Raw genomic sequence first — 14,147 nt, forward strand, 5'->3', positions numbered from 1 at the left:
GAAAAAATGATGACTATTCGACAACTCTTTCAAAAAATAGGTGCCCATGAGGACCTGAACTTCTTGCTCACCAACCGGATTCCGCGCATCACACTGACGCATGTCATGGGCTGGTTCAGCCAAATTCGCACCCCTTGGGTGAAAAATGCGTCCATCGCGGTTTGGCAATTGATCGCCGATTTGGACTTGTCAGAAGCCAAGAAATCAAACTTTGACAGCTTGCATGACTGCTTCATCCGCGAGTTGAAGGAGGGTGCCAGACCGATTCACCCGGACCCGCAAGTGTTCACCAGTCCTTGTGACGGCATCATTGGGGCCATGGGCCGGGTAGAGGATGGCAAGCTGTATCAGGCCAAAGGCTTCCCCTACACCCTGACTGATTTACTGGGCGACGAGGTTGTCAAAACACCTTGGGTCGATGGCCTCTACCTCACCATCCGCATCACCTCTTCCATGTACCACCGCTTTCATGCCCCCTTCGATGGCCGACTGACGCATGTCAAGTATTTTTCAGGCGACACCTGGAACGTGAACCCGGTGGCCTTGGCGCGGGTGGAGAAGTTGTTTTGCAAAAACGAACGTGCTTTGTTGAACTTGGAGATTGGCCCGCAAGCCTATCCCGTGGCCTTGGTGCCGGTGGCAGCCGTGTTGGTGGCCAGCATTCGGCTGCATGCCATCGACACCTTGCTGCACACCCGTTACAAAGGTCCGCACGACATTCCTTGCAATGCATCCTTTGCGAAAGGCGAAGAAATGGGTTGGTTTGAACATGGCTCGACCATCTTGGTTTTCGTGCCCAAGTCCTTCGAATTCGTGCCCGAACTCACCACCGGCCAAGGGATTCAAATGGGGCAGGCTTTGTTCAAGCTGCCTTAACCACAGGCAGCGATGGCCGCACGTATTTCCAATACCGCCATTGCACGGCGGCCATGCCCAAGAACACCGCAGCGCCCAACAACCAGCTCACATCCACCACGCTGATGCCTGCATGAAGCAAGCCGCTGTAGATGCCCATCATGACCAAGATGTTGGTGTTTTCATTCACGTTTTGAACTGAAATCGAGCGGCCAGCGGTCAGCAACTGTGCGCCCCGGTGTTGCAGCATGGCATTCATGGGCACCACAAAAAATCCGCCCACCAAGCCCAGCACAAAGGTGAGTGCCATGGCCACTTCAGTGCTTTGCACCCAAGCCATCAGGGGCAAGAGTGCACCCAATAACATGCCCACCATCAAGACCTTTGGCGCTTGTTGCAATGACACCGTGCGTGCTGCCAATGCCGCACCGGCAATCACACCCAAAGCTGTAGCGCCTTGCAAGTACGCCGCTTGCTCCAAGCTCAAGTGCAAGACCGCTTGTGCCCAAGCCAAGACCAGCAATTGCAAGGTGGCACCCACGCCCCAAAACAAGGTGGTGACCGACAGGCTGATGCTGCCCAAAGGGTCTCGCCAAAGCTTCAGATGGTCTTGCTTGAAGCGTTGCCAAACAGCCATGACATGCCATGCATGGGATGGATAGCGGACTCCGCTGTCTGGGATCAAGCGGTTGAGCCAAGCCGCCAGTCCATACAGCAAGAGCACAGCAGCCAACGAGGCATTGAAGCGACTGCCTGAACCCAGCCAAAGGTTCAAGTCGGCGTAAAAAGACCAGCCTTGTAAACGTTCAGCCACCAGCAGCCCACCCAGCATCACGCCAAACAAAGCTGCACAAACAGTGCTCACCTCAATCCAACCATTGGCACGAACCAATTGTTCAGCGGGGGTGAGTTCTGTGATCAGTCCGTATTTGGCAGGCGCATAAATGGCCGCCCCCAAACCTGCCAAGCCAAAAGCCAACATGGGCGGCACACCGACCACCATGCCCATGCAAGCCATGGCCTTGATGCCGTTGGCCCACATCATGACGCTGCGTTTCGGCCAAGTGTCGGCCCAAGCACCTACCCAAGGGCCGAGCACGACATACGAGAGGGTGAACATCAGCTTGAGCAAGGGAATCCAAAACACCGCATACCCCTGCTCGGCTAGCAACGCCATGGCCAACAGCAACAAAGCGTTGTCCGCCAATGCCGAGACAAACTGCGCAGCCAACAGGCTGGCAATGCCTGGCGCGGCCATGGGCTTCAAGAGACGGTGTTGGCGATACTGGCGGCGATGGGGCTGGGCGAGACCACCGGTTTGACCACGGGTGTTCGGGCTTCAATCACCGCTGGTTTGAAGTCCAACAACTGGTTCCAAAAAACCAACTCCAGCTTGCCGTCCGTGTGTTCGACCAAGGCCGATCGGCTTTCCACCCAGTCGCCATCGTTGCAATAAAGGACGCCGTCGATATCGCGCATTTCAGCGCGGTGGATATGCCCACACACCACACCTTGGTAGCCGCGCTTGCGGGCCTCGTGGGCCACGGCTTTTTCAAAGTCGGCGACAAAGTTCAGGGCTTTCTTCACCTTGCCTTTGAGGAAGGCGGACAAAGACCAATAAGGCAAACCCATGCGGGCACGAACCCGGTTGAAATGGCGATTCAAGCGCAGCGTTAATTCATACAAGCTGTCGCCCACATAAGCCAGCCATTTGGCGTATTTCACCACCGGGTCAAAGTAGTCGCCATGAATCAACCACAAACGGCGGCCATCAGCCATGGTGTGCGTGGCTTCTTCCATCACTTGCACGCCACCGAAATGGTGGTCTGCAAAGTCGCGGGCGAATTCATCGTGGTTGCCTGGGATGTAGACCACATGGCAGCCTTTGCGAACGCGCTTTAAGATTTTTTGCACCACATCGTTGTGCGCTTGTGGCCAGAACCACTTGCGGCGCAGTTGCCAGCCATCGACGATATCGCCCACCAAATACAGGTGATCGCTGGTGTGGGATTTGAGAAAGGCCAGCAGTTCTTCGGCTTGGCACCCGGGGGTGCCCAAGTGCAAATCTGAAATGAAGACGGCTCTGTAATGCATCGATTCCTCTTTTTGAAATAGAGTTGTTGTGGATTGCATGAAGTCAAGCGTAAGTGGCTAATGTGACTGTCTGATGAAACCCGTGTCTTTCAAAGCGACAATGACTTCATCGCTGATCACTAAGAGGCTGTTGCATGATCGTCAAACAAATTTGGACCGCCAACCCCTACCGCAATTTCAACTACCTTGTGGCCTGCGCTGAAACCGGTGAAGCCTTGGCCATCGACCCGCTGGACAGCGACAAGTGTTTGAAAGCCGCCAAAGACGAAGGCTGGGACATCACCCAAATCTTGAACACCCACGAGCACCATGACCACATTGGTGGCAACGATGCGGTGGTGGCCGCCACCGGTGCCAAGGTGTTGGCCCATGCCAAAGCCGGGGGCAGCATTCCTGGCATGTTTCGTGGGCTGATGGCCGGTGACATCATCAAGGTGGGCAAGACGGTGGAGCTGGAAGCCTTGGACACCCCCGGGCACACCATGTGCCACATTTGCTTGTGTGCCCACACCGATCAACCCGCCTTGTTTTCAGGGGACACCTTGTTCAATGCAGGCGCTGGCAACTGCCACAACGGCGGCAACGCGCAAGCGCTCTACAACACCTTCGCGCAGCAATTCAACAAGCTGCCAGCCAATACCCGCATTTACCCCGGCCACGATTACATTGAAAACAACCTGCGTTTCACCTTGGACCGCGAGCCCGACAACCAAGCCGCCCAAAGTTTGCTCAATCAAGTCCGTGGTCAAAACTTGGAAGCACCCCTGGTCACCACTTTGGCGCAAGAGCGCGAGGTCAACACTTTTTTCCGCTTGGGTCAAGCCAGTCTCATTGACACATTGCGTCAAGCCTTCCCAGACTTGCCCGCCCAACCGGATGAAGAAACCGTGTTTGTGAAACTGCGTGAACTGCGCAACACTTGGTGAGCCTTCTTGATTTGCAACCCACCCCTGGCGCTGGTTGCTTCAGCCCTGATGAATCGCTTGTTCTTAAAATGCCCAGATGAAATTCAATAAAGCACAAACCGATTTGCTATGGGTCGCGGCCTGTCTGTTGCTGTATGTTTTTCTGGCATTTGAATTTGAATTTTCCGAGCAGATTTTTCATTTCACCCAAAGCTACGAGCGCCTGCAACTGGATGAAATGCCATTGGCCTTGCTCATCCTCGGCATGGGGCTGGCTTGGTATTCCTGGCGCCGATCCCAGGAAGCCAAACAAGAAGTCCAAGAACGGATTCGCTCTGAATCCAAGGTGCAAGAACTGCTGAGCCACAACAGTGATTTGGCGCAACGTTTGTTCACGGCCCAAGAAGACGAGCGGCGTGCATTGGCGCGTGAGTTGCACGATGAAATGGGGCAAACATGCACGGCCATCCGGACCGAGGCGGCGGTCTTGGCGGGCGGTCAGCTCACCCCAGCAGCCGTCCTGGATTCGGCACAGCGCATCGCGGACAGCGCCCAAGCACTTTCATGGCTGACAAGGGATTTGTTGCAGCGTTTGCGTCCTGCGGTCTTGGACAGCATGGGTTTGGCCGATGCCTTGTCGATCCATTGCGAGCAATGGCAAACCAGCAATGGGGTCGTCTGCACATTCGAGTCTCAGGCGTTGCCAGCGCATTTGGATGACTATGTGTGCGTGACGATTTACCGCTTGTTGCAAGAGAGTTTGACGAATGTGGCCAAACACGCCAACGCCACGCGGGTCGAGGTGCAATTGAGCTTGCTCGCCCCACATGGCTTGGCATTGCGTGTGCATGACAATGGCCAAGGCATGCACGACCCCATGGCCCACCATGCTGGCTTTGGTTTGCTGGGCATGCGCGAGCGGGCATTGAGCTTGGGCGGCCGACTGCATTTGCAAAGTGCGTTGGGTCATGGTTTCTTGGTGTTGGTTGAACTGCCACTGGAGGCCACATGATTCGAGTTCTTTTGGTAGACGACCACCCGGTGGTGCGCTCGGGTTATTTGCGTTTGTTGTCGCAAGACCCGGAGATTCAAGTGGTGGCCGAAGCCAGCACCGCCGACGAGGGCTACCAAGCTTTCGGCGCCCATTCGCCGGATGTGACCATCACCGATTTGTCCATGCCCGGCGTCGGCGGCTTGGGATTGTTGCAAAAAATACTGGCCCGGGATGCCTCTGCTCGTGTATTGGTGTGCAGCATGTACGACTCGGTGCAGGTGGTGCAACGCGCGATGCAAACAGGGGCCAAGGGCTTTGTGTCCAAAAACGCGCAACCCGAAGAATTGGTGCGGGCAGTGCATGCGGTGCATGCGGGGCGTGTGTTCAACATGGACCATTTGAAGCAGCAAGAGGGCAGCCTTGCCGCGGATGACGAGGTGCAGCGCATTGCCAGCTTAACGGCCCGCGAGTTTGAAACCTTCAGACTGTTGGCACAAGGCCAAAGCGTTGCTGAATGCGCAGCGGCCCTGCACCTGAGCCAAAAAACCATCTCCAACCACCAGACCCAAATCAAAGAAAAATTGCAGGTGGCCACCTTGGCTGCCATGGTGCATTTGGCGCAACGCCACCATGTGATTGACAGCCCAGCCGACCTCTGAGGGCGTAAAAAAACCTCCACGGTCGCCCGTGGAGGTTGAAGCCACCGAAGCTAAGGTGGCGTGTTAGTTGTGTTTTAGCTTGTTAGAACTGGTAGCGCAAACCCACCAAGTAGCTGCGGGGAGCGCCGGGGGCGACGAATTTAGAAAGAGTTTGTGCAGTTGTTTCGCCACCATCGACTGCGAAATTGTTCTCACCAATCATGCCGTAGGTTTCGTAACGGGTGTCCAGCACGTTGTTGATCTTGGCAAACAAGGTCAGGCCTTTTTGCAGTTGGTAGTTGGCTTTCAGGTTCAACAAGGTGTGGCCTTTGATGGTTGCGTCTCCTCGCGCATCATCTGCATCTTCTCCAATTTGTCCATCCTCATTGCCTTGGGTGATCAAGCTAGAGCTGTAGTGCATTCCAGCACCCAAGCTCAGTTGTGGTGTGGCTTGCCATTCCATGTTCAGCTTCAGGGTGTGCAAGGGCAGGCCGGGCAAGCGCATGCCTGGGGTGATGTCCATTTCGCGTTCGCCCGCTTGCAGTTCAGCCTCAGCCTCATAGGTTGCTTTCAAGTAGCTGTAACTGGTGTTCATGCGCACCGTGCCCCAGGATTTACTGGCGCTGACATCCACCCCTTGGTGTCTGGTTTTATCGAAGTTGTTGAAGTAGCCCAGTCCCGGCCTGCCACTGGCGATGAACAAAATATCGTCCTTGTTGTCGGTTTGGTAAACAGACACGGCCAGGTTGTAGTCCTGGCTGTTTTTCCAACGCAGACCACCTTCAATGGTTTGAGCCACCACTTGTTTCAAATACGGGTCGGCTTGCAAACCAGTGGGCAGTTGACAAGGGTAGTTTTTGTCGGCACAACCCAATTCAATCACCGTGGGTGCGCGGTTGCTTTGGGCCCAATTGCCAAACACGGTCAGGTTGTTGCTGAGTTGATGCGTCAGGCCAAAAGAGGGGTTGAGTTTGCGGTAGGTGAATTCTTCTTTGGCGAGTTCAGCGCCAACGCCATCCGTATAGCGGGTGATGGTGTTGTCAACGACCGTATGGTTGTAGCGAGCAGCTGCTGTGAAGTAAGTGGTTTCGTTCATTTTGAACGTGTCGGCCAGATACACGCCAAAAGCAGTGGCGCCACCTTTCACACCGGCTGTGGGTGCGTCTGCTGCTTCACAATCGGAAACCCCACGCGTTTCACTGATGGCACATTCTTCCTCAGCTGAAGCGGCGTAACTGCTGCGGCTCATGTCCAAAGTGGCACCAGTGGTGATTTGGTGGGCATCCAACAACTTGGTCATGTTGACACTGGCACCGTAGCTGGTTTGCGATGTTCTGGAATGGCGGAGTTCGCCTTCAGCTGCTCCTGTGCCTGCTTGATAAGTCCCATCATCTCCGAAGTCATCTTCTGGGTCCTCAATCCCATCGCCATCCACATCAATTTCCGGATTCCACTCCACATCCCCACCCAACCGTTTTTGCTTGCCACTGCGCACATACGCCGTGGCCGCCAACTCGGTGTTGGCATCCAACACACGTTGCAAATTGAAAGTCAGCAAGCTGGTGTTGTTTTGGGTTTCGTCGGGGTGGCTGTAAACCGCAGACCGGCTGCGTTCATACAACCCATTCACGGGTGCCTCTGTTCCTTCTTCGCCATAGTTGGTACTGGGTGTCAAACCATTGCCCACCAATTTGCTGGTGCCGTACAAGAAGGACACGTCCCAGTTGCTGTCCTCTTGGCTGCGGCCCATCTTCACAAAAATGTTTTGCAATTCGCCGTTGGAGTGATCGCGCCAACCTTTTTCGTCAAACGCGGTGGCGGCCACAAACCGGTGCCAACCGTCACTCGACTTGCTGCCGTGCGTCAGGTCCACTTTGGCACGACCAAAACTGCCCAAGCTCAAGCCGAGTTCATTGCCTTGCGTGGTCAGGCCCGACTTGGTTGTGAAGGCCAAGGCCCCGCCCAAAGTGTTCAAACCATAAATCGGGTTGGAGCCGGGCACCAGGGTCACGCTCTCAAAGGCGGCCTCGGGCAGCATGTCCCAATTGACCACATCGCCAAACGGTTCGTTGACACGCACACCATCCATGTAGACCGACAAACCTTGCGCTGCCCCCAAAATGGCAGAGGCGCGTGAACCGCGGTAGGTCACGTCGGCTTGGTAAGGGCTGCCTTGGATGTCGTTCACGTTCACGCCATTCAAGTTCTCATTCATGAACTCTGAAATGTTCAAGGTGTTGCCCGCTTTGAAGGTCTCGCTGTTGAGGCTTTGCACCTCGTAGGGCAATTTGTTTTTTTCGATGCCAATGCCGGGCAGGGGTGAGGTGTTGACCACCTGCACTTCTTTCAAACTGCCGCCTTCAGCAGCCTGCTGCGCTCTGCTGGCCATTGGCCAAAGCAAGATAAGCACCGCACAAGCGGTCAGGGATCGGGCAAAGGGGATGTTGTTGATCATGGTCAATTCACGTGAGGTTGCAGGAAAGTCTGGCAATGTAGGCAGGTCAGCCCCGTGTTGATAGGGAAATATTCCTAGTCATGGGCCTCTCAGGGAAAGTCAGCAGGTAGATTCCCTTGGTTATGTCCTGTTGCTGCAACCTAGGCGACTTGGAGTGTCTCAAAAAGAGAATTTGAGCAGTCAAACAAGGGCTTTCCCTTATATAGGCCGTGCTGGACTTCATTAATATGACCCATGTCCCGCATCCCTCAATCAAGGAAGTATCTATGAGCCTTCAATTCAAAGTCAACGGCAAAGCCGTTCAGTCCAACTCCGAGGCCGACACGCCTTTGCTTTGGGTCATTCGTGATGAACTCGGCATGACCGGCACCAAGTTCGGTTGTGGCGCTGCCCTGTGCGGTGCTTGCACCGTGCATGTCAACGGTGAAGCCGTGCGTTCATGCCAAACACAAGTTGGCAATGTGGCTGGCTCTAGCGTCAGCACCATTGAAAGCCTGGGTTCTGGTTCACACCCACTGCAAAAAGCCTGGGTCAAGCACCAAGTGCCCCAGTGCGGCTACTGCCAGTCTGGTCAGCTCATGAGCGCTGCCGCGCTGTTGAGAACCAACAAGAACCCAAGCGACGCAGACATTGATGCAGCCATGGCTGGCAATCTGTGCCGTTGCGGTACTTACACACGAATCCGTGCTGCTGTCAAAGATGCCGCATCCATGATGCGCGCTGCTTAATTTCAAAGGAAATACATCATGATGAGCACACAATCAAACCGTCGCGACTTCCTCAAGACAACCACCATCACCACCTCTGGCCTGATCATGGGCGTGGTCTTGCCAGGTACCGTTCGTGAAACCATGGCCGCTGGCACATTGCACACCCCCAATGCATGGGTGCACATTGCCGACGACAACAGCATCACCCTCATCTCTGCTCGTTCAGAAATGGGTCAAGGCGTGTACACCTCCATGCCCATGTTGATCGCTGAAGAACTCAACGTCGATGTCACCAGAGTCAACGTGGCTGCTGCTCCCCCCGGAGCCCAGTACGCCAACGCTTTCTTGGGCGCCATGATCACGGGTGGTTCCACCTCTGTTCGTGAAGGCTGGGAAAAGCTGCGTATCGCTGGTGCACAAGTGCGCGAAATGTTGGTCGCTGCTGCTGCTGCAGAGTGGGGCGTTCCTGCCTCTTCTGTCAAAGCCGACAACGGCATGCTGATTGGCCCCGGCGGCAAGAAAGCCACCTACGGTCAAATGGCTGAAGCTGCTTCCAAGCAGCCCGTGCCAGAAAAACCATTCATCAAAGCACCCAAAGACTTCCGCGTCGTGGGCAAGCGCATTCCCCGTACCGACATCGCTGCCAAAGTCAACGGCACTGCACAGTTTGGTATCGACGTTCGCCTGCCTGGCATGGTTTACGCCAGCTTGGAGCAGTGCCCCGTGATCGGTGGCACCGTCAAGAGCCTGGACAGCGCTGCTGCCAAAGCCATGCCTGGCGTGGTTGACGTGGTGCAAATCCCTGACGGCGTGGCTGTTGTGGCCAGCTCCTACTGGGCTGCTGTCAAGGCACGTCGTGCTCTGAAAATCGAATGGGACATGGGCCCAGGTGCTGCTGTCAGCACTGCCAGCATGATCAATGGAACCATGGAAGCCGCTCAGAATGGCAAAGTCATTGCTGTGCAGCCTCCCGTTGGTGATGCCAAGTCTGCAATTGCCAATTCAGCCAAACAAATCAGCGCGACTTACATCACGCCTTTGTTGTCACACTCACCCCTGGAACCCATGAACTTCACCGCCCACGTCACTGCTGGCAAGGCGCTGCTGATCGGTGGCTCACAGTTCCAACAAGGTGCACAGGGTGCAACTGCCGCAGCTTTGGGTCTCAAGCCCGAAGATGTGGACGTGCAAACCACCTTCTTGGGTGGTGGTTTTGGTCGCCGTATCGAACTCGACAACGTGGTCCAAGCTGCTCAAATTTCCAAAGCAGTCAAGCTGCCTGTCAAGTTGGTCTGGTCTCGTGAAGATGACATGACCCATGACTTCTATAGCCCCATGGCCGTCAACCAACTGACTGCTGGCATGGATGCCAATGGCAAGCCCACCGGTATTCACCACCGTGTCACTTCCCAGTCCATCACACAACGTGCGTTTGGTCTGCCAAAAGACACACTCGATCCTTTCATGGTCGAGTACGCTGTGGCGCCTTATGGCATCCCCAACAGCCAACACGATTTGGTGATCCATGATGCTGGTTTGCGCGTCGGTTACTACCGCGCCGTGAGCCACAAGCAAAACTGCTACGCCAACGAGTGTTTCATGGACGAAATGGCCAAGGCCGCTGGCAAAGACCCTGTCGACTACCGCCTGTCTTTGTTGGCCGACAAACCACGTCACGCCAATGCACTCAAGCAAGCTGTTGACAAGTCTGGCTACAGAAAAGGCGCCCCCAAAGGTCGCGCTTTTGGTGTCGCTGTGATGGACGGTTATGACGCTTACTTGGCTGTCATCTCTGAAATCAGCTTGGGCGCAGACGGTGAAGTTCGTGTTCACAAAGTGACTGCTGCTGTCGATTTGGGCGTGATTGTCAACCCTGAGATCGTTGAACAACAAATCCAGTCCAGCATCATCATGGCCATGGCCACGGCGCTGAAGCACTCCATCACGGTCGAAGGCGGCAAGGTTCAACAAGCCAACTTCAACACCTATCCGCTGGTTCGTACCAACGAATCACCAGATATCAACATCGTGTTGATCAAGAGCACCGAAAAGCCTGGCGGTATCGGCGAGCCTTTCATGGCTGCAACCGTGCCTTCATTGGCCAACGCTGTTGCCAACCTGACTGGCAAGCGTATTCGTACATTGCCACTCACTGGCAAAACGATCCAAGAAGCCTGATCCTCCTGGCGCTGACCAGTTCAGCGCTTGGTTGTTCAGCAGAAAAGAGCGGGCTTGCCCGCTCTTTTTTTTACGTCCACAAAAAACCGCTGACATCAACGCTGCCAATCACAACATCCTTGCAAGTCTTGGTGAGCCGTTGCAGACGCAATGGAACAGCCCATGAAAAAGCCACCCGAAGGTGGCTTTGGGGGGAGATGAAGAATTACTTCTTCACCACCTGCTCGTCCAGGAATCGAATGATGTCTTCGATTTCTTTTTCTGGCAGGATGCCGCCCCACTTGGGCATGCCGTACTCGATGCGGCCATTGACAATCGTGTCATAGGTCACTTTTTTCCAGTTTTCGTTGTAACGAATGACCAGCTTGCGCAAGTCCCGTTCTTGCACCGGACTGGCACCATTGTTGGCATGGCAATGCGAGCATTTGTTGTTGAAATTGGAGCGGACCTCGGCGGTGTCGTAGGGACCGGAGGCATCAGCCATCAGCCATTCACGTTGCTGGGTTGTGGCAGTCACTTTGACGAAGCCAGACTTCTGGGTCAACACTGGTGTTTTGCTGATGTGCTTGTTGGCACTGTTCAACAACAACGGTGCTTGAGAAGGAAAGCCATATTTTTTGGCGAGTTGGTCGATGTCAGGCTTGAGCTCATTCAAGGCTTTGTTGATTTGATCCTTCAACTCGGGCTTGTCTTTGGAGACTGCGATGGCCACCTGACCACCCAAGCCTTCGCCAGAGATGGGCAGCACCTGCCAACGGTTTTGATGCAAGGATTGGTTGTCAAAGCCTGCACTGGGGCCCCACAGCATGGCCAAGTCAATCTCACCCTTTTCCAAGGCGGCAAAGGCTTGTTCTTGGCTGCGAAAGGTGGTCCATTGGTAACCGGTGCCGGAGCTGGCAAGCAAGATGGCAGGTGGCGAACCAAACAACACGCCCACCCGTTTGCCCTTGAGGTCTGACAGGCCGGTGTATGTTTGACCCTTGGGGCCAACCAAGGCATAGCTCAGGCTCATGAAAGCATTGCTTTTGACCAGGCCTCTGACGCGGTACTCGGCATCAGCAGGCAGGGCAAAGTAGGCGTCACAGCCGTCCATGGTGTTGCGCAAGGCACGTCGTTGGTTGAAAGACAACCACCAGACATATTCAACAGGGCTGCCCAAGCGTTGGCCGACTTTTTCAGCCAACTCGATGTACAAACCTTTTTCAGGACCTTCAGACTTGCTAAAGGGCAGGTTGTCAGGATCAGAACAGACGCGCAGGGTGTCTGCTGAGGCGAAGGGCGTGGTCAATGCAGACACCGCCAATGCAGCCAAGCTCAGACGAAGACTGAGCGCTCTGTTGAACGACTTGGACATGAAAAAATCTCCTATGGTTTTTGAAAATACGCTGGAAATACTGTGGTGTGTTGGCACTTCATCCATGCTTAGGATGCGACCACAATATTTTCAGCGTACACCCTTAACGCAGGGTTACAAAGCTCAGATGACTTGAAAAAAAGACACCGCCCGTAGGCGGTGTCTGGTTCAAATCAGATCACGAAAGAATCGATCAGTCCAAAGTGAACACGAACAAAGTGCCGCCTTCAGGGCTGGCTGCAACCATTTTCTCGCCGATCTTGCCGAAGAAAGCAGGCATGGATTGTGTGCGACCAGAGGTCACAGCAACATACTGCTTGCCATCCAAGGTGTAGCTGATGGGTGCGGCGCTGATGCCTGAACCAGTGTTGAACTTCCACAGTTCTTTACCAGTCTTGGCGTCATGTGCACGGAAGGTACCTCTGATGTCGCCAGCAAAGACCAAACCGGTGGTGGTGGTCATGGTGCCGCCATTGAAAGGCAGGTCATCCTTGATGAACCAAACTTCTTTTTGAGCCACGGGGTCCCAAGCTTTCAAACCGCCCAAGTAGCCGCCAGGACCAGGCTTGTCCAAGTCGAAGTTCACGCCCAAGTAGAACTGGCCGCGCTTGTACTCTTCTTGAATGCCTTCCAAGTCCATACACAAGTTCATGGTGGGGATGTACACCAGACCAGTTTTGGGGTTGTAAGACATGGGCATCCAGTTTTTACCGCCAACCAAGTTGGGGCAAATGTCTTTGGCCCACTTCTTCAGGCGAGGACGCTTTTCATTGTTAGCAGCTTCGATGGGCATGCCAGTTTTCAGGTCAATGCCAGTGGCCCAGTTGGTGGGCACAAAGTTCTTGGCTGAAATCAGTTTGCCATTGGCGCGGTCGATCACGTAGAAGAAACCGTTGCGGTTGGCTTGCATGATGACTGGCACTTTTTTGCCGTCAACAGGCAGGTCAGCGAACACGAGTTCGTTCACGCCGTCATAGTCCCATGCGTCATGGGGTGTGAACTGGTAGTGCCACACGATGTTGCCGGTGTCGGGGTTCATCGCGATGACAGAAGCGGTGTACAAGTTGGTGAACTTGCCGATGTCGCTGGAGTCATTGCCACGAACAACGGCTGTCCAAGGACCAGGGTTGCTGGTGCCGTAGTAAACCAAGTTCAATTTGGGATCATAAGAACCCACGTTCCAAGCGGCGCCGCCACCTGTTTTGCCGGTGTCACCCTTCCAGGTGTCGGCATTCTTTTCGTTGCCAACGGGCACGGTGTGGGTGCGCCACACTTCTTTACCAGTGGCTTGGTCCAAAGCAACCAAAGCACCACGCACGCCGTATTCACCGCCACCGAAGCCGGTGATGATCACGTTTTTAGCAACGACGGGAGGTGAAGTGATGACGGAACCTTGGGTGTAGTCCACCACGGTTTGGGTCCACATTTCTTTGCCGGATTTGGCATCCAGGGCAGTGACTTTGGCATCCAAACGACCGACAAAGATCTTGCCATCGTTGTAGGCCACGCCACGGTTGTTCACGTCACAGCAAGCGTATTGCTCGACGCCCTTGGGCATCTCGGGAGACCATTTCCAGCGAACTTCACCGGTTTTGGCATTGACAGCAAACACGTTTTTAGGACCGAAAGAAGAGGTCACATACAAAGTGTCGCCAACCAAAATGGGGCTGGACTCTTGTGAACGGTTGGATCCCAATTGCAGAGCCCATTTCACATTGAGTTTGCTCACGTTGGCGGGGGTAATTTGGCTGCCTTGGCTGAAGCGCTGATTACCGTTATCGCCACCGTAGACAGGCCAGCTTTGTGCGCTGGCCAGCGATGCGGCGCCAAGGGCGGCAGCAAACGCTACGGATTTCATCAAAAGTTTCATAAAAAATTCCTTCAGGGTTTAACAAAGGGAACACAACTAACCCTTCAATTCTGATGGACTTGTATAAGAGTGCGCCTAGAGATAACCCTAGTCA

11 protein-coding genes are annotated in these 14,147 nt (G+C 54.6%); 6 read left to right on the top strand and 5 right to left on the bottom strand.

The genetic code is table 11. The features are described from left to right. Window positions 1-6: 6 nt before the first annotated feature. Window positions 7-876, top strand: a complete 870-nt coding sequence (gene asd / locus AC8GFP_RS08485) for an archaetidylserine decarboxylase (RefSeq protein ID WP_506612188.1) — start codon at window positions 7-9, stop codon at window positions 874-876. Here the strand turns inward: asd and lplT are convergent. Further along, a complete protein-coding gene (gene lplT, locus AC8GFP_RS08490; RefSeq protein WP_506612190.1) occupies window positions 863-2,113 on the bottom strand; it encodes a lysophospholipid transporter LplT in 1,251 nt (416 codons plus the stop codon). The genes asd and lplT overlap by 14 nt on opposite strands. Window positions 2,114-2,118: 5 nt before the next feature. Continuing rightward, window positions 2,119-2,988: a UDP-2,3-diacylglucosamine diphosphatase gene (locus AC8GFP_RS08495; RefSeq protein ID WP_506612192.1), complete on the bottom strand. Its 870-nt coding sequence runs from the start codon at window positions 2,986-2,988 to the stop codon at window positions 2,119-2,121. A gap of 95 nt (window positions 2,989-3,083) precedes the next feature. Here AC8GFP_RS08495 and AC8GFP_RS08500 point away from each other — a divergent pair, with 95 nt between their 5' ends. The 3 genes from AC8GFP_RS08500 to AC8GFP_RS08510 all read left to right on the top strand — a co-directional run bounded on the left by AC8GFP_RS08500 (window position 3,084) and on the right by AC8GFP_RS08510 (window position 5,507). Continuing rightward, window positions 3,084-3,875: a hydroxyacylglutathione hydrolase gene (locus tag AC8GFP_RS08500; RefSeq protein ID WP_506612194.1), complete on the top strand. Its 792-nt coding sequence runs from the start codon at window positions 3,084-3,086 to the stop codon at window positions 3,873-3,875. A 76-nt stretch (window positions 3,876-3,951) separates the two neighbouring features. Beyond that, window positions 3,952-4,866, top strand: a complete 915-nt coding sequence (locus AC8GFP_RS08505) for a sensor histidine kinase (protein WP_506612196.1) — start codon at window positions 3,952-3,954, stop codon at window positions 4,864-4,866. Then, window positions 4,863-5,507, top strand: a complete 645-nt coding sequence (locus AC8GFP_RS08510) for a response regulator transcription factor (RefSeq protein WP_506612198.1) — start codon at window positions 4,863-4,865, stop codon at window positions 5,505-5,507. Before AC8GFP_RS08505 ends, AC8GFP_RS08510 begins: the two co-directional genes overlap by 4 nt. 82 nt (window positions 5,508-5,589) lie before the next feature. Here the strand turns inward: AC8GFP_RS08510 and AC8GFP_RS08515 are convergent, their stop codons facing one another. After that, a complete protein-coding gene (locus tag AC8GFP_RS08515) occupies window positions 5,590-7,941 on the bottom strand; it encodes a TonB-dependent receptor (protein ID WP_506612200.1) in 2,352 nt (783 codons plus the stop codon). A gap of 266 nt (window positions 7,942-8,207) precedes the next feature. Here AC8GFP_RS08515 and AC8GFP_RS08520 point away from each other — a divergent pair, with 266 nt between their 5' ends. Both AC8GFP_RS08520 and AC8GFP_RS08525 read left to right on the top strand, forming a co-directional pair. Next, window positions 8,208-8,669 (top strand): (2Fe-2S)-binding protein, encoded by a 462-nt coding sequence (locus AC8GFP_RS08520; protein WP_506612202.1) that lies wholly within the window; start codon window positions 8,208-8,210, stop codon window positions 8,667-8,669. A 21-nt stretch (window positions 8,670-8,690) separates the two neighbouring features. Further along, entirely contained in the window at window positions 8,691-10,829 is a 2,139-nt protein-coding gene (locus AC8GFP_RS08525) for a xanthine dehydrogenase family protein molybdopterin-binding subunit (protein ID WP_506612203.1), read from the top strand. Between the two features lie 205 nt (window positions 10,830-11,034). Here the strand turns inward: AC8GFP_RS08525 and AC8GFP_RS08530 are convergent, their stop codons facing one another. Beyond that, window positions 11,035-12,183, bottom strand: a complete 1,149-nt coding sequence (locus AC8GFP_RS08530; RefSeq protein ID WP_506612205.1) for a transporter substrate-binding domain-containing protein — start codon at window positions 12,181-12,183, stop codon at window positions 11,035-11,037. 193 nt (window positions 12,184-12,376) lie between these two features. Then, the gene (locus AC8GFP_RS08535) at window positions 12,377-14,053 is read right to left on the bottom strand and encodes a PQQ-dependent dehydrogenase, methanol/ethanol family (protein ID WP_506612207.1); all 1,677 of its coding nucleotides are present in this window, start codon (window positions 14,051-14,053) and stop codon (window positions 12,377-12,379) included. Window positions 14,054-14,147: the final 94 nt, after the last annotated feature.

The organism is Limnohabitans simekii (SeqCode) (assembly GCF_965234735.1).
GTDB lineage: Bacteria > Pseudomonadota > Gammaproteobacteria > Burkholderiales > Burkholderiaceae_C > Limnohabitans > Limnohabitans simekii.